This is a genomic window from Xenophilus sp., from assembly GCF_044462705.1.
Classification (GTDB): domain Bacteria; phylum Pseudomonadota; class Gammaproteobacteria; order Burkholderiales; family Burkholderiaceae_C; genus Xenophilus; species Xenophilus azovorans.
In genome coordinates, this window is sequence record NZ_JBIQNC010000146.1 from 1 (window position 1) to 13244 (window position 13244).

The 13244-nt window shown below is 71.4% G+C and carries 14 protein-coding genes and 1 pseudogene; 10 read left to right on the forward strand and 5 right to left on the reverse strand.

Annotated features, from left to right (window positions below; translation table 11 throughout):
• Positions 1 to 31: 31 nt before the first annotated feature.
• The 3 genes from ACIY1X_RS18915 to ACIY1X_RS18925 all read right to left on the reverse strand — a co-directional run bounded on the left by ACIY1X_RS18915 (position 32) and on the right by ACIY1X_RS18925 (position 2112).
• Positions 32 to 799 carry a putative DNA-binding domain-containing protein gene (locus ACIY1X_RS18915; protein WP_399683450.1) on the reverse strand — a complete coding sequence of 256 codons (768 nt, stop codon included), beginning with the start codon at positions 797 to 799 and terminating at the stop codon, positions 32 to 34.
• Positions 796 to 1641 (reverse strand): DUF692 family multinuclear iron-containing protein, encoded by an 846-nt coding sequence (locus tag ACIY1X_RS18920; protein WP_399683453.1) that lies wholly within the window; start codon positions 1639 to 1641, stop codon positions 796 to 798. Before ACIY1X_RS18920 ends, ACIY1X_RS18915 begins: the two co-directional genes overlap by 4 nt.
• Before the next feature lie 177 nt (positions 1642 to 1818).
• On the reverse strand, positions 1819 to 2112 hold the full coding sequence (locus tag ACIY1X_RS18925) for a DUF2282 domain-containing protein (RefSeq protein ID WP_399683455.1): 294 nt from the start codon (positions 2110 to 2112) through the stop codon (positions 1819 to 1821).
• A gap of 154 nt (positions 2113 to 2266) precedes the next feature.
• On the opposite strand from ACIY1X_RS18925, the gene ACIY1X_RS18930 reads away from it, so the two are divergent.
• Entirely contained in the window at positions 2267 to 2854 is a 588-nt protein-coding gene (locus ACIY1X_RS18930; protein ID WP_399683456.1) for a sigma-70 family RNA polymerase sigma factor, read from the forward strand.
• Positions 2851 to 3492, forward strand: coding sequence for an NrsF family protein (locus ACIY1X_RS18935; protein ID WP_399683459.1), 642 nt, complete (start codon positions 2851 to 2853; stop codon positions 3490 to 3492). The genes ACIY1X_RS18930 and ACIY1X_RS18935 overlap by 4 nt, the downstream gene beginning before the upstream one ends.
• Before the next feature lie 16 nt (positions 3493 to 3508).
• Here the strand turns inward: ACIY1X_RS18935 and ACIY1X_RS18940 are convergent, their stop codons facing one another.
• Entirely contained in the window at positions 3509 to 4288 is a 780-nt protein-coding gene (locus tag ACIY1X_RS18940; protein ID WP_399683461.1) for an IclR family transcriptional regulator C-terminal domain-containing protein, read from the reverse strand.
• Between ACIY1X_RS18940 and ACIY1X_RS18945 the strand changes: the two genes are divergently transcribed.
• Together ACIY1X_RS18945 and ACIY1X_RS18950 are read left to right on the forward strand one after the other, a co-directional pair.
• On the forward strand, positions 4265 to 5401 hold the full coding sequence (locus tag ACIY1X_RS18945; protein WP_399683464.1) for a Bug family tripartite tricarboxylate transporter substrate binding protein: 1137 nt from the start codon (positions 4265 to 4267) through the stop codon (positions 5399 to 5401). The genes ACIY1X_RS18940 and ACIY1X_RS18945 overlap by 24 nt on opposite strands.
• Before the next feature lie 19 nt (positions 5402 to 5420).
• A complete protein-coding gene (locus ACIY1X_RS18950; protein WP_399683465.1) occupies positions 5421 to 6614 on the forward strand; it encodes an FAD-dependent monooxygenase in 1194 nt (397 codons plus the stop codon).
• A gap of 11 nt (positions 6615 to 6625) precedes the next feature.
• On the opposite strand, the gene ACIY1X_RS18955 is transcribed toward ACIY1X_RS18950, so the two are convergent.
• Positions 6626 to 8140, reverse strand: a complete 1515-nt coding sequence (locus ACIY1X_RS18955) for a helicase HerA-like domain-containing protein (protein ID WP_399683468.1) — start codon at positions 8138 to 8140, stop codon at positions 6626 to 6628.
• 99 nt (positions 8141 to 8239) lie between these two features.
• Between ACIY1X_RS18955 and ACIY1X_RS18960 the strand changes: the two genes are divergently transcribed.
• The 6 genes and pseudogenes from ACIY1X_RS18960 to ACIY1X_RS18985 all read left to right on the forward strand — a co-directional run.
• Entirely contained in the window at positions 8240 to 8530 is a 291-nt protein-coding gene (locus ACIY1X_RS18960; RefSeq protein WP_038209010.1) for a phosphopantetheine-binding protein, read from the forward strand.
• 10 nt (positions 8531 to 8540) lie between these two features.
• Entirely contained in the window at positions 8541 to 9188 is a 648-nt protein-coding gene (locus tag ACIY1X_RS18965; protein WP_038209005.1) for a membrane protein, read from the forward strand.
• On the forward strand, positions 9185 to 10900 hold the full coding sequence (locus ACIY1X_RS18970) for an AMP-binding protein (RefSeq protein ID WP_399683471.1): 1716 nt from the start codon (positions 9185 to 9187) through the stop codon (positions 10898 to 10900). The genes ACIY1X_RS18965 and ACIY1X_RS18970 overlap by 4 nt, the downstream gene beginning before the upstream one ends.
• Positions 10897 to 11877 carry an acyl-CoA synthetase gene (locus ACIY1X_RS18975; protein ID WP_399683473.1) on the forward strand — a complete coding sequence of 327 codons (981 nt, stop codon included), beginning with the start codon at positions 10897 to 10899 and terminating at the stop codon, positions 11875 to 11877. The genes ACIY1X_RS18970 and ACIY1X_RS18975 overlap by 4 nt, the downstream gene beginning before the upstream one ends.
• Positions 11855 to 12445, forward strand: coding sequence for a LolA-related protein (locus ACIY1X_RS18980; protein ID WP_399683476.1), 591 nt, complete (start codon positions 11855 to 11857; stop codon positions 12443 to 12445). Before ACIY1X_RS18975 ends, ACIY1X_RS18980 begins: the two co-directional genes overlap by 23 nt.
• Positions 12442 to 13244 (forward strand): annotated as a pseudogene (locus ACIY1X_RS18985) (transporter); the annotation flags it as partial. The gene ACIY1X_RS18980 and the pseudogene ACIY1X_RS18985, both read left to right, overlap by 4 nt.

Below are 13244 nucleotides of genomic sequence, written 5' to 3' on the forward strand. Positions count from 1 at the left end.
GGGCCGGCGGGGGCGGTGTGGGCGGCGTTCGTCATGGCGTGGCGTGCGGGTTGGGAGTGGTGAAGGCGCCTGCCTGCAGCAGTAGCGCGAGGAGGGCGGCGACGTCGGCATCGGGATGGCGGCCGAGCACGTCCACCGCGGCATCGCCCAGCGTGGCGCCGCGCCGGCATGCGTCCAGGAAGGCGCAGCCGGCGGCGTCGAGCGGCTGCCAGGTCACGGCCTGCGCAGGCCGCAGCAGCAGGGTGCCTTCGCCTCGCCACGGCAGGTCGGGCAGCGCGGCCAGGGCCTGCGCGTCGCCGCTGCGGTTGGCCGACCAGATGCTGTGGATGGGCGCGCCGTCGAACCAGTGCCAGCGTGCGGCCGGGTGCGGCGGCAGGTGCAGCGCCTGCAGGTCCTCGGGCGCGATGCGGGCCAGCGCGGCCGGCTGCAGCACCGGTGCGTCGGCCGCCGCATGCGATTCGGTCCACAGCCGGTCCAGCATCGCCACGGCCGGCAGCCAGGGCAGGCCGGCGGCCGGCGCGAAGCCCGCGAGGAAGGCCGGGAACGCCCTGCCGTAGTGCACCAGGCGCGCATCGTCGGGCGGCGTGGCGCTCGCATGGCGGGCGGCCGCGGCGCGGAACCAGTCACGCCCGACCAGCCGCACGACCGCGGGGAAGTTCGCTTCCAGCGCGTCGATGCAGCCCTTGCGCACGGTGTTTCGGTAGATGGCGAAGCCGGGCTGCGCGGCGAGCGCTTGCTGCTCCGGCGCATCGGCCCACAGGGCGGCGAGGAAATCGCGCTCGAAGGTGCCGGTGTTCATGCGGGCACCGCTGCGGCCTGGGCCGCGATCGAGGCCGCGCGATCGCGCTCGGCCATCAGTTCGCCGAAGGGCGGCAGCCTGTCGTCGCGCTCGATCAGCGTTGGCCTCGGACCGGCGCGCTCGACGAAGCGGCGGTACAGCGCCCACACGGCCTCGGCCACCGGCGCGTCGTGCGAGTCGACGAGCAGCGCCTCGCCATGGACCGGGTCCGGCGTGTGGCCGGCGAGATGGATTTCCGCCACCGCCTGCGCGGGAAAGCGGTCGAGGTAGTCCCCGGCGTCGAAGCCGAGGTTGCGCGCGGACACGTGGACGTTGTTGATGTCCAGCAGCAGGGCGCAGCCGCTGCGCCGCGCCAGCTCGCGCAGGAAGCCGGCCTCGTCCCATGCGTGCGGCAGGCGCAGGTAGTGCGACGGGTTCTCGATCGCCACCTGCCGGCCCAGCGCGTTCTGCACGGCGTCGAGGCGGTCCGCCACCCGCCGCAGCAGCGCGTCGCTGCGCGGGGCGGGCAGCAGGTCGGGCAGGTAGCGTCCGCCGGCGCGCGACCAGGCCAGGTGCTCCGACATCAGCGCCGGCTCGAAGCGGCGCACCAGGGCGGCCAGCCGGCGCAGGTGCCCGGCGTCGGGCTCCTCCTCGCCGGCGAGCGAGAGCGACACGCCGTGCAGCGACAGCGGATGCCGCGCGCGCATCGCTTCCAGCCAGGCGAGCCGGGGACCGCCGTCCACCATGTAGTTCTCCGGGTGCACCTCGAACCAGAGGCCGGGCGCGCGCGCCGAGAGCGCCGCGTCGAAGTGTTCGGGCTTGAGGCCCAGGCCGACGGATATCGGAGCGTCGATGGTCTTCATGAGATGCCTCGATCCAGGTCGCGGATGGTGTCTTCGCGCCCCGCGATGCCACTCGAAAGGCCGCGGAGCAGGCCATGCGGGGACACCCGCGGAACCGGCTTGGCCGGGCCGCTGGGTGTGCCCCCTTGCAGGGGGTTGCCGGAGCGGAACGCAGTCCGCGCAGGCGGGGGGTGGTCTTTACGACTTGATGGGCATGAGCGAGCCCATGCCCTTGGGCGTCTTGATGCTGGTGCAGGTGCCGGCGGGCACGTTCTTCCAGGCGTTGCCCTGGTAGTCCGTCTTCGAGGTGCCGGCGCAGGTGGTGCCGGGGCCGGCGGCGCAGTCGTTCTTGCCGGCCATCGCCACGCCGTAGCACTTCTCCATCTTGGCCATGCTGTCGGCCATGGGCTTGTTCTCCTGCGCGAGGGCGACGCCGCTGGCCAGGGCGGCGAAGGCGAGGGCGGTGGCGGCGGTCAAAGTGCGGTTCGTCATGAGTGGACTCCTTGAAACGTTGAAAGGTTGAGCGGAAAGAACCTGCCGGCCGGCGCGGTCGTCCTGAGTTCTGCCGGCGCGATGCGGCGGTTACAGCGCCGTGCACAATCCGCGCAGAAATTCATTCCGGCGGCGGCTGTAACCGCCCGGACCCATGGAACGAACAACGAGAACAACGCCTTTCCGTGCGGCCGAGGTCGAGGCCGAGCTGCACGCGCTGTTCGTGCGCGGCCTCGACGGCGACGGCGAGGCGTACCGGCGCTTCCTGCAGCGGCTGTCGGGCCATCTGCGGGTCTTCGTCGCGCGGCGGCTGTTCGGGTGGCCCGATGAAGTGGAAGACCTCGTCCAGGAATGCCTGCTCGCCATGCACAACCAGCGCCACACCTACCAGCGCGACCAGCCGCTCACGGCCTGGGTGCATGCGATCGCGCGCTACAAGGTGATCGACCTGCTGCGCGCCAAGTCGGCACGCGAGGCGCTGCACGATCCGCTGGATGACGAGACGGCGGTGTTCGCCGAATCGGCCACGGAGGCCAGCGATGCGCGGCGCGATGTGCAGGCGCTGCTCGCGCAGCTGCCCGACCGGCACCGCCTGCCGATCGTGCACGTGAAGCTCGAAGGGCTGTCGGTGGCCGAGACGGCGAAGCTCACCGGCATGTCGGAATCGGCCGTCAAGGTGGGCATCCACCGCGGCCTGAAGGCGCTGGCGGCGAAGATGCGCAGCGGGGGGAGGAAAGCATGAAGACCGACGATCTTGCCGATCTGCTGGCGGCGCAGGTCGCGCCCGCGCCGCGGCGCGCCGCGAGCCGGCGCCTCGGGCTGGCGCTGGCCCTGGGCCTGCCGGCGGCCGCGGCCATCATGCTGGTGGACTACGGCGTCCGCCGCGACCTGGTGCAGGCGATGCTCTGGCCCATGTTCTGGGTGAAGCTGCTGTTCCCGGCCTGCATCGGCATCGCCGGCTACGTGATGGTGCAGCGCCTGGCGCACCCCGGCGTGCGCGTGCGGCGGGCCTGGCTGGGTGCGGTGCTGCCGGTGCTGGCGGTCTGGGTGCTGGCGGCCGTCGGCTGGTGGCGCATGCCCGATGAGGCGCGCATGCCGGCGCTGATGGGGCAGACCTGGCGCACCTGCGTGTGGAGCATCGGGCTGATGGCGCTGCCGGTGTTCGTGGCCGTCCTGGCGGCGCTGCGCACGCTGGCGCCGACGCGGCCCGCGGCCGCCGGCGCCGCGGCGGGCGCGCTGGCGGGCGGCGCCGGCGCCGCCGTCTATGCCCTGCATTGCCCCGAGCTGACGGCGCCCTTCCTGGCGGTCTGGTACGTGCTGGGCATCGCGCTGCCGGTCGCGGCCGGCGCGCTCATCGGGCCGCGGCTGCTGCGCTGGTGAGAAGACCCAGGCCGTCTCAATCGAAGGGGACGGTCGCGCCGAGTCGCCTGCCTGCCTCCCGGATGGCGCCGAGATGCGTTTCCTCGAACGCCTGCATGGTCATCCGCTCGGCCCGCACCGAGAGGCTCACTGCGGCGACGGCCTCGCCCGCGGCGTTGTGGACGGGCACCGCGATCGAGCGGACGCCCAGTTCCAGCTCTTCGTTGCATTCCGCCCAGCCCGTGACGCGGCAGCGGGTCACATGCTCCGTCACGGCCGCGATGGTCCGGGTGGTCTTCGGCGTCCATGGCTCCAGCGCCGTGCTCGCCAGGTAGTTCGTGACGTCCTGCATGGGCAGCGTGGAGAGCAGGGCCCGGCCCAGCGACGAGCAATAGGCCGGCAGCCGCGACCCAATGCCCAGGCCGGTCGACAGCGTTCGCCGTCCGGTGGAGCGGGCGATGATCAGCACGTCCTTGTCGAGGAGGATCCCCAGGGACGCCGACTGGCGCGTGCGCTCGGCCAGCAGGTCGAGAACGGGCTGCGCCAACTGGGCGGCGGGGCGCGACGCCAGGTAGGGCCGCGCGAGCAGCAGGGTGCGGGGCGCCACCCAGAAGTGCTTGCCGTCGCCATGCAGGTAGTCGAGCGCCTGCAGCGTCATGAGCAGCCGGCGCGCCGTGGCGGGGGAGTAGCCCGTCAGGCGCGCGACCTCGGAGAGGTTCAGCCTGGGGTGCTTGCGGTCGAAGCACAGCAGGACCTTCAGCCCCTTGTCCAGCGAGGCGACGAAATCTCGGGAATGCGCTCGGTGCTCGTCGGACATCGATCGATTATCGAAGGCCGCGGCGGCGGCGCGGGCAGCCGTTTCTTGCGCAATGCGAAACATTGTCTTGCGTCAACCGGCACCCCTCTCGAGAATTTGCCGGGTGTCAACGCTTTGAAGAATTCGCGCCACCGGAATTTCAGAATGATCAAGAGACGAAAAATCCTGGGTTTTGCCGGCCTGCTGGCCGCGCCGCTCGTCGTGCGCGCCAATGACAGTGAATATCCGCGCATGCCCATCAATCTGGTCACGCCGCTCGCCTCGGGCGACGCCGCCGATACCGCGGCCCGCCTGATGGGCAACGAATTGGGGAAATTGCTGGGCGTGGCCGTCACGGTGTCGAACCGCCCGGGGGCGGGCGGGTCGCTGGGCACGCAATCGGTCATCCGCGCGCCCAAGGACGGCTACACCCTGCTCTATGCGCAGAACAGCCCGTTGACGATCCGGCGCGTGATCGACCCTGCGACGGCCGCCTACGACCCGCTGAAGGACCTGACGCCCCTGGCGCTGGCGACCCGCAGCCCCTCCATCCTGGTGGCGCGCAAGGATGCGCCGTTCAAGAACTTCAAGGAGCTGGTGGAGCAGGCGCGCAAGCAGCCCAACGCCATCCGCATCGGTAACGCGGGGCCGGGGTCCGCGGGCGACATCAGCGTGCGGCTGGTGAGCGCGGCCACGGGCACCGAGATGACCTCGGTGAACTACAAGGGTGCGGCACCGGCCGTGACCGACCTGATCGGCGGGCACATCGACGCGATCATCCTGGCGCTGGGCGCCGTGAGCGCGCACATGCGCAGCGGTACGCTGCAGGGCCTGGCCATCTCGTCGAAATTCCCGGAATTCCCGGACGTCCCGACGCTGCGGCAATTGGGCTACAAGCACGATATCCAGGGGGTGTGGTTCGGGTTTTTCATGCCCGCGGATATTCCCGGGAATGTGCTGGAGAAGGTCCTCCCCGCACTGGAAGCGACGGTGCGCAATCCGGCCATTGCCGCGCAGCTCCAGCCCATGGGCATCGTGCAGGAATGGGCGCCGGCAAATCAATTGGCCGAAGAAATTTCCAGGGAATACCAAGCCGTCAAGGATTTGCTGGGTTCCGAAAAAATCAAATCCTGATCCATCGAAAGAGCAATTCATGTCAGACCGTATTCATGTCGCCATCGTGGGCGGCGGCATCGGCGGCTTGGCCGCCGCCAACGCCTTGCTGCACCGCGGCATCGACGTTGCCGTGTACGAGCAGGCCAGCGCCCTGGGAGAAGTCGGCGCGGGCGTTTTCATCTACCCCAACAGCCTGCGGCAGCTCGAGCGGATGGGGCTGGGCGCGCCGCTGGCGCGCGTGGGCGCCAAGGTCGGCCCGGGGTCCGAGTACTACCGCATGGACGGCTCGGTGGTCGGCAAGATCCTGACCGCCGATTCGAGCGGCTGGAACGGCATGTACGGCATGCACCGCGCCGATCTGCTGCAGGTGCTGGCCGAGGCCGTGCCGTCCGCCGCGATCCACACCGGCCACCGCTGCACCGGGTTCACGCAGGACGAGCAGGGCGCGCACCTGAGCTTCGCCAACGGCCACGTGGCCCATGCCGACGTCGTGATCGCGGCCGACGGGATCAACTCCGTCCTGCAGAAGCACGTGGTGGAGCCCTCGGCGCCCGAATACTCGGGCTTCCGTGCCTACCGGGGCCTGATTTCAGCCGACAGGCTGCCCCAGTGGCGGCGCGAGGCGCACCAGGTGTGGATGGGCGACGGCAAGCACTTCATGGTGTTTCCCGTGCGCCGTGGAGAGCTGCTGAACTACGTCGGCTTCGTGCCCACGGACAACGAAACGGTGGAGTCCTGGTCCGCGATCGGCGACCGGGATGAGCTGGCGGCCTCGTTCGCCGGCTGGGATCCGCGCGTCACCGAGCTGCTGGACAAGGTCGAGACCTGCTTCTGGTGGGGCCTCTACGACCGCCGGCCGCTCGGCCGGTGGGTGAACGGACGGCTGGCGCTGCTCGGCGATGCGGCGCACCCCATGCTTCCCCACCTGGGCCAGGGGGCGAACCAGGCCATCGAGGACGGCACGGCGCTGTCGGTGCTCCTGCAGGCCTGCAGCGGCGGCAAGGAGATCGAGGAGGCGCTGCAGGACTACGAGGCGCTGCGCCGTCCGCGCGCCTCGTTCGTGCAGGCCGAAGCCCGGAAGAACGGCCTGCGCTACGACTCCAAGTACAAGGACCTGGCGCAGCGCGACCGCGAGATTGCCAACTCCGCGCAGCTTCGCAAATCGCTCTACGACTTCGACATCGAGAAGGAAGCGATCGATTTCCGCAGCCGCCGCACGGCGCTCGCCTGAACAGCAGCGGTTCAGCGCTTTTTTGCGCCGAAGATGCCGCCCAGCACGCCGCGCAGGATCTCCCGGCCCACGTTGGTGCCCATGGTGCGCACGGCCGACTTGGCCATGGTCTGCACCAGGCCGTCCTTCTTGCCGCCGCGCGGGCCGGTGGTGCCGAACAGCAGGTCGTTGAGGAAGCTGCCTTCCTCCTGCGCCGTGCCGGCCTTGGCGGCGCCGCCGGCCGCGGGGGCACTGGGCGCATCGGGCGCGCTGTCGGCGCGGCCCTTGAGCTTCTCGTAAGCCGACTCGCGGTCCACCGCCTTGTCGTAGACCCCGGCCACCAGCGAGCCGGCGAGCAGCTTCTGGCGCTGCTCGGGCGTGATGGGCCCGATCTGGCTGCCGGGCGGGATGACGAAGACGCGCTCGGTCACGCCGGGCCGGCCCTTCTCGTCGAGCAGGCTCACCAGCGCCTCGCCCACGGCCAACTCGGTGATGGCCTTCTCGATGTCCAGCCCGGGGTTCTGGCGCATGGTGGTGGCGGTGGCCTTCACCGCCTTCTGGTCGCGCGGCGTGAAGGCGCGCAGCGCGTGCTGCACGCGGTTGCCCAGCTGCGCCAGCACCGAGTCGGGGATGTCCAGCGGGTTCTGCGTCACGAAGTACACGCCCACGCCCTTGGAGCGCACCAGCCGCACCACCAGCTCGATGCGCTCGACCAGCGCCTTGGGCGCGTCGTCGAACAGCAGGTGCGCCTCGTCGAAGAAGAAGACCAGCTTCGGCTTGTCGGGGTCGCCGATCTCGGGCAGCTGCTCGAACAGCTCCGACAGCATCCACAGCAGGAAGGTCGCGTACAGGCGCGGCGAGTTCATCAGCTTGTCGGCCGTCAGGATGTTGACCACGCCGCGGCCGTTCGCCGTCTGCATGAAGTCCTGGATGTTCAGCATCGGCTCGCCGAAGAACTTGTCGCCGCCCTGCGTCTCGATGGCCAGCAGGCCGCGCTGGATGGCGCCGATGCTGGCCGCGCTGATGTTGCCGTACCCGGTGGTGAACTGCTTGGCGTTGTCGCCCACGTACTGCAGCATGGCGCGCAGGTCCTTCAGGTCCAGCAGCAGCAGGCCGTTGTCGTCGGCGATCTTGAACACCAGGTTGAGCACGCCGGCCTGGGTCTCGTTGAGGTCGAGCATGCGGCCCAGCAGCAGCGGGCCCATGTCGGAGACGGTGGCGCGCACCGGGTGGCCCTGCTCGCCGAACACGTCCCACAGCGTCACGGGGCAGGCGACGGGCGCGGGCAGCTCGATGCCGCGTTCCTTCAGCGTGGCGGCCATCTTGCCGCCGATGCTGCCGGCCTGGCTGATGCCGGTGAGGTCGCCCTTGACGTCGGCCATGAACACCGGCACGCCGATGCCCGAAAGTTGCTCGGCCAGCGTCTGCAGGGAGACGGTCTTGCCGGTGCCGGTGGCGCCGGTGATCAGGCCGTGCCGGTTGGCCAGGCCGGGAAGGAGGAAGCACTCGGTCGAGTCGCGGCGGGCGAGCAGCAAGGGGTCTGCCATGGTGGGCTCCGGAGGGTCAGATGCGGGCAGTCTATCCAAGCCCGACTTCTATAATTTCCCGTTCACGTGTGAATTTCCTCAACGCTCCGGAGTCAACGAGTGTCCGCTAACGCCTCTTCTGCATCTTCCGCTCAGTCTCCGCTCGAAAGCGAGCTGGCTGCGGTGCTGGTGAACGCCCTGAACCTGGAGACCGCGCCGGAAGAGATCGATCCGACGGTGCCGCTGTACGGCGACGGCCTGGGCCTGGATTCCATCGACATCCTTGAGGTCGCGCTGGAGATCTCGCGCCGCTACGGCTTCCAGTTGCGCTCGGACGACGAGCGCAACAAGCAGATCTTCGAGTCGCTGCGCAGCCTGGCCGCCCACGTCGAGCAGAACCGCACCACGTAAGGGCAGCGAGATGCCGGCCTGGCGCCTGGCGCTCCTCCTGGCGGCGGGCGTCGCCTACGCGCTGCTGTCGCACTGGATGATGCTGTTCCATCCGGCCGCCCCCTGGGCCGTGCCGGTGCTGCTGGGCCCGCTGTGGCTGACGGCGCTGGGGCTGGCGGCGGCCCGCTTCGGGCGGGCCGGCGCCGCGCTGGTGCTCGTGGCGGGCGTGCTGTTCTTCGTCGCGGTGCTGCGCAGCGAGGCCATCGGTCCCGAGCGGCTGTACCTGTTCCAGCACGTGGGCATCAATGCGCTGCTGTGCGGCTGGTTCGGCAGCACGCTGCGGCCGGGGCGCCTGTCGCTCATCGGGCAGTTCGCCCAGCGCATCCACCCGCTGTCGCCGGGGCACCGCGCCTACACCGCATCGCTCACCCGCGTCTGGACGGTGTACTTCGCGGTCGTGGCGGTGCTGTCGGTGGCGGTGTATGCGGGCCTGTCCTTCGCGGCCTGGTCGCTCTATTCCAACCTCATCACGCCCATCGGGGTGGGGGTGCTGTTCGTCGGCGAGTACCTGCTGCGCTACCGGCTGCACCCCGAATTCGAGCGCACGCGGCTGATCGACGCCGTGCGCGCCTTCTACGCCAACGCCGACGAGGCCTCCGCGGGCACGCGCCCGCCATGAACGCGATGAACGATCCGGCATCCCCGCCCGGCCTGCCGCTGCTGGCCGGCCGCGACCCCGATGCGCCGCTGGCCTGGCACCGCGGGCGCGCGATCAGCGCCCGCGCCTTCCTGGCCGACGTGCGGCGCCAGGCGCAGCGGCTGCCGTCGGCCGGCCCCGCCATCAACCTGTGCGGCGAGCGCTATGCCTTCGCCGTGTGCCTGGGTGCGGCGCTGCTGCGCGGGCACGCCAGCCTGCTGCCGCCCGATGCGCGGGCCGAGACGCTGGCGCGCCTCGTCGAAACGCATCCCGGCGCCTTCGTGCTCACCGACCATCCCGCGATGGACACGCCCGGCCTGCCGCAGGTGCCCGTCGAATGGACCGGCCTGGACGACGGCGGCGATGCCGAGGTGCCGCGCTTCGACGGCGCCCGGCATGCGGTGAGCCTGCTCACCTCCGGCTCCACCGGCGTGCCTCAGCCCCATGCCAAGCGCTGGGACACGTTGGTCGGCGACGTCGAGGCCGCCGTGCCGCGGCTGTGCAGCCTGCTGGGCTTCGATTCGCTCGCGGGGCTGAACCTGGTGGCCACGGTGCCGGTGCAGCACAGCTACGGCATCGAATCGACGGTGCTGCTGGCGATGCAGGGCGGGGCGGCCTTCGACAGCGGCCGGCCCTTCTATCCGGCCGACATCGTGCAGGCGCTGGCCTCGGTGCCCCGGCCGCGCGCGCTGGTGACCACGCCCTTCCACCTGAAGACGCTGCTGAACGCCGGCATCGCGCTGCCGCCCACCGAGCTGATCCTGTCGGCGACCGCGCCGCTGTCGCCCCAGCTCGCGGCGCAGGCCGAGCAGGCGCTGGGCGGGCAGCTCATCGAGATCTACGGCAGTACCGAGTCCGGCCAGGTCGCCACGCGGCGCACCACCGTGAGCGAGGTGTGGGAGACCTTCGGTGCGATCGAGGTCCATGCGCGCACCGGCGAGGACGGCCAGGAGCGCTTCGTCTTCGACGGCGACTTCATCCCGGCGCCCACGCCGATGGCCGACGTGCTCGAGCTGATCGACCCGCAGCGCTTCCGCCTGCTCGGGCGCGCCAACGACCTGATCCACGTGGCCGGGCGGCGCAGCTCGCTCGGGCACCTGAACTATCACCTCAACAGCATCCCCGGGGTGCAGGACGGCGCCTTCTGGCTGCCCGACGACGTGGCCGACGGCGTCGTGCGCACGGTCGCCTTCGTGGTCGCGCCCGAGCTGTCGGCGCAGGACGTCGTGGCGGCGCTGCGCGAGCGGATCGAGGCGGTCTTTTTGCCGCGCAAGGTGGTGCATGTTGACGCGCTGCCGCGCGAGGGCACGGGCAAGCTCACCGTGCGCGCGCTGCGCGAGTTCGCGCTGGCGCAGTTCGCCGCCGACGGCGCGGCCGTGCGGCTCACGCACGAGGTGCCGGAGGACCACCCCTGCTTCGCCGGCCACTTCCCCGGCCAGCCCCTCCTGCCCGGCGCGCTGCTGCTGGCCGAGCTGCAGGAGGCGATGCGCGGCGTGCCCGCACTGCGCACGCGCCTGGGCGACACGCCCACGCTGGCGGCGGCGAAGTTCCTGGCGCCGGTGCGCCCCGGCGCGAGCCTGGTGTTCGAGCTGACGCCGGAGGAGGGCGCCGCGCGCGGCGTGCGCTTCGACGTGCGCCTGGGCGATGCGCTGGCGGCGACGGGGCGGTGGCTGCCGGGGGATACCGGGTCATGAGCGTGCTCGGCAAGGACGCGGCCCCGGCCGCGGACTGGGCCCGGGCACCCGAGCGCAGCAACCTCGCCGCCCTGCGCTTCATCTGCTGGGTGGCGCTGCGCCTGGGCCGGCCGGCGGCGCGGTGGCTGCTGCACCCGATCACGCTGTACTTCCTGCTGTTCTCGCCGGTGCAGCGCCGCAACGCCCGCCGCTACCTCGGCCGCGCGCTCGGCCGCCCTGCCCAATGGGCCGACGGCTACCGGCTGCTGCACGCCTTCGCCTCCACCGTGCTGGACCGCGTCTACTTCCTGCGCGGCCGGCTCGACCTGTTCGACGTGCGCATCGAGGGCATTCAGGTGATCGAGGACGAGCTGCGCAGCGGCCGGGGCGCCTTCCTCATCGGCGCGCACGTCGGCAGCTTCGAGGCCCTGTCGGCCTGCCGCCAGCGGGGCTCGGGCGATCTGGACCTGCGACTGGCGATGCTCATGTTCCCGGACAACGCGCGGCGCATCAACGCCGTGCTCGACGCCATCGCGCTGCCGGCCTTCAAGCCCGAGGTGATCGCGCTCGGCCGGCCGGGCACCATGCTGGAGCTGCGCGACTGGCTGGACGCCGGCCGCATGGCCGGCATGCTGGGCGACCGCACGCTGCCGCCGCAGGAGGCCGACGCCGGCAGCCGGGGCGCCACCGTGCGCCTGCCCTTCCTGGGCCGGCCCGCGCCCTTCAGCGACGGGCCGTTCCGCCTGGCGGCGCTGCTGCGGCGCAAGCTGCTGTTCATGGCCGGCGTCTACCTCGGCGGCAACCGCTACCAGGTGGTGTTCGAGCCGCTGGCCGACTTCTCCGCGCGCATCGCCGACCCGGTCCTGCGGGAACAGCGCATCCGCGAAGCCCTCGAAGCCTACGTGCGGCGGCTGGAGCTGCTGTGCCGCACGCATCCCTGCAACTGGTTCAACTTCCATGATTTCTGGCTGGACGATGAGACTGCTTCCCCGGATTGAACGCCGCCTGCTGGCCGCGGCCCTGCTGCTGGCCGCCTGCACCGCGCCCGCCTGGGCCTTCGGCGTTCATGACCTGATGGCGCTGCTGGCCCGGCAGCAGAAAGGCGAGGCGCGCTTCACCGAGCAGCGCTACGTGCGCGGGGTCGACGGCCCGCTGCAGTCGGCCGGTGTGCTCAGCTTCGAGGCGCCCGACAAGCTGGTGCGTCGCACCCTCAGCCCGCGGCCGGACTCGATGTCGGTGGAGGGCAACCAGCTCGTGATGCAGCGCGGCGGGCGCACCCGCACCACCACGCTGGACAGCATGCCCGAGGTGATGGGCATGATCGAGGCCATGCGCGGCACCCTGATGGGCAATGCGCCGCAGCTGCAGCGCTACTTCCGCACGAAGCTCTCGGGCGACGAGAAGGGCTGGGCGCTGGACCTCGACCCGATCGACCCGGCCCTGGCCGCGCAGGTGCGCAGCCTGCGCATCAGCGGCCGCGGCGGCGAGGTGCTGGGCGTGGAGATGGAGTTCATCGGCGGCGACCGCTCCGTCATGACCATCGTGCCCGGGCGCGGCACGCCGTGAGCCAGGCCGGCGCCCGCCCGCGACACGGCGCGCTGGCGCTCGTGCTGTGGCTGCTGCTGGTGGCGGCCGGCATCGGCGTCATCGCGCGCTCGCAGTTCAGCGCCGACCTGTCGGCCTTCCTTCCCGCCAGCCCCGACGCCAAGCAGCGCCTGCTGATCGAGCAGCTCCAGAGCGGCATCGCCTCGCGCACCCTGTTCATCGGCATCGAGGGCGGCGCCGACGCCGCCGACCGCGCGAAGGTGTCGCGCGAGATGGGCCGGCTGCTGCGCGCCGGCGGCCTGTTCGACCAGGTGCAGAACGGCGACCACAGCGACTTCCGCGAGGCCGGCACCTGGGTCTTCGACCACCGCTACCAGCTCTCGCCCGCGGTCACGCCCGATCACTTCACCGCCGCGGGCTTGCGCGACGCCGTGCTCGACACGCTGTCGCTGCTGGGTACGCCGGCCGGCAACGCCTTCAAGCCGCTGCTGGAGCGCGACCCCACCGGCGAATCGGCCCGCATCGCCGAGGCGCTGATCCCCGCCACCGCGCCGAAGAGCGAGGAGGGCGTGTGGGCGGCGCGCGATGCGCCGCGCGCCGTCATGCTGGCCAGCACCCATGCGGCCGGCAGCGACCTCGACGCGCAGGCCGAGGCCATCGCCGCCGTGCAGCGGGCCTTCGGCGAGGCGGCCGCGGCCGCGCGCGGGCAGGGCGCGCAGGCGCCGCGCCTGCTGATGAGCGGCACGGCCGTGTTCTCGGTGCAAAGCCGCGAGAGCATCAAGGCCGAGGCGATCCACCTGGCCGTGGTCGGCGCCATCGT

What these genes read in the sequence shown, in the direction of transcription:
- ACIY1X_RS18915 (WP_399683450.1), bottom strand. Translation starts at nt 799, where the DNA reads ATGAACACCGGCACCTTCGAGCGCGATTTCCTCGCCGCCCTGTGGGCC.
- ACIY1X_RS18920 (WP_399683453.1), bottom strand. Translation starts at nt 1,641, where the DNA reads ATGAAGACCATCGACGCTCCGATATCCGTCGGCCTGGGCCTCAAGCCC.
- ACIY1X_RS18925 (WP_399683455.1), bottom strand. Translation starts at nt 2,112, where the DNA reads ATGACGAACCGCACTTTGACCGCCGCCACCGCCCTCGCCTTCGCCGCC.
- ACIY1X_RS18930 (WP_399683456.1), top strand. Translation starts at nt 2,267, where the DNA reads ATGGAACGAACAACGAGAACAACGCCTTTCCGTGCGGCCGAGGTCGAG.
- ACIY1X_RS18935 (WP_399683459.1), top strand. Translation starts at nt 2,851, where the DNA reads ATGAAGACCGACGATCTTGCCGATCTGCTGGCGGCGCAGGTCGCGCCC.
- ACIY1X_RS18945 (WP_399683464.1), top strand. Translation starts at nt 4,265, where the DNA reads ATGCGCTCGGTGCTCGTCGGACATCGATCGATTATCGAAGGCCGCGGC.
- ACIY1X_RS18940 (WP_399683461.1), bottom strand. Translation starts at nt 4,288, where the DNA reads ATGTCCGACGAGCACCGAGCGCATTCCCGAGATTTCGTCGCCTCGCTG.
- ACIY1X_RS18950 (WP_399683465.1), top strand. Translation starts at nt 5,421, where the DNA reads ATGTCAGACCGTATTCATGTCGCCATCGTGGGCGGCGGCATCGGCGGC.
- ACIY1X_RS18955 (WP_399683468.1), bottom strand. Translation starts at nt 8,140, where the DNA reads ATGGCAGACCCCTTGCTGCTCGCCCGCCGCGACTCGACCGAGTGCTTC.
- ACIY1X_RS18965 (WP_038209005.1), top strand. Translation starts at nt 8,541, where the DNA reads ATGCCGGCCTGGCGCCTGGCGCTCCTCCTGGCGGCGGGCGTCGCCTAC.
- ACIY1X_RS18970 (WP_399683471.1), top strand. Translation starts at nt 9,185, where the DNA reads ATGAACGCGATGAACGATCCGGCATCCCCGCCCGGCCTGCCGCTGCTG.
- ACIY1X_RS18975 (WP_399683473.1), top strand. Translation starts at nt 10,897, where the DNA reads ATGAGCGTGCTCGGCAAGGACGCGGCCCCGGCCGCGGACTGGGCCCGG.
- ACIY1X_RS18980 (WP_399683476.1), top strand. Translation starts at nt 11,855, where the DNA reads ATGAGACTGCTTCCCCGGATTGAACGCCGCCTGCTGGCCGCGGCCCTG.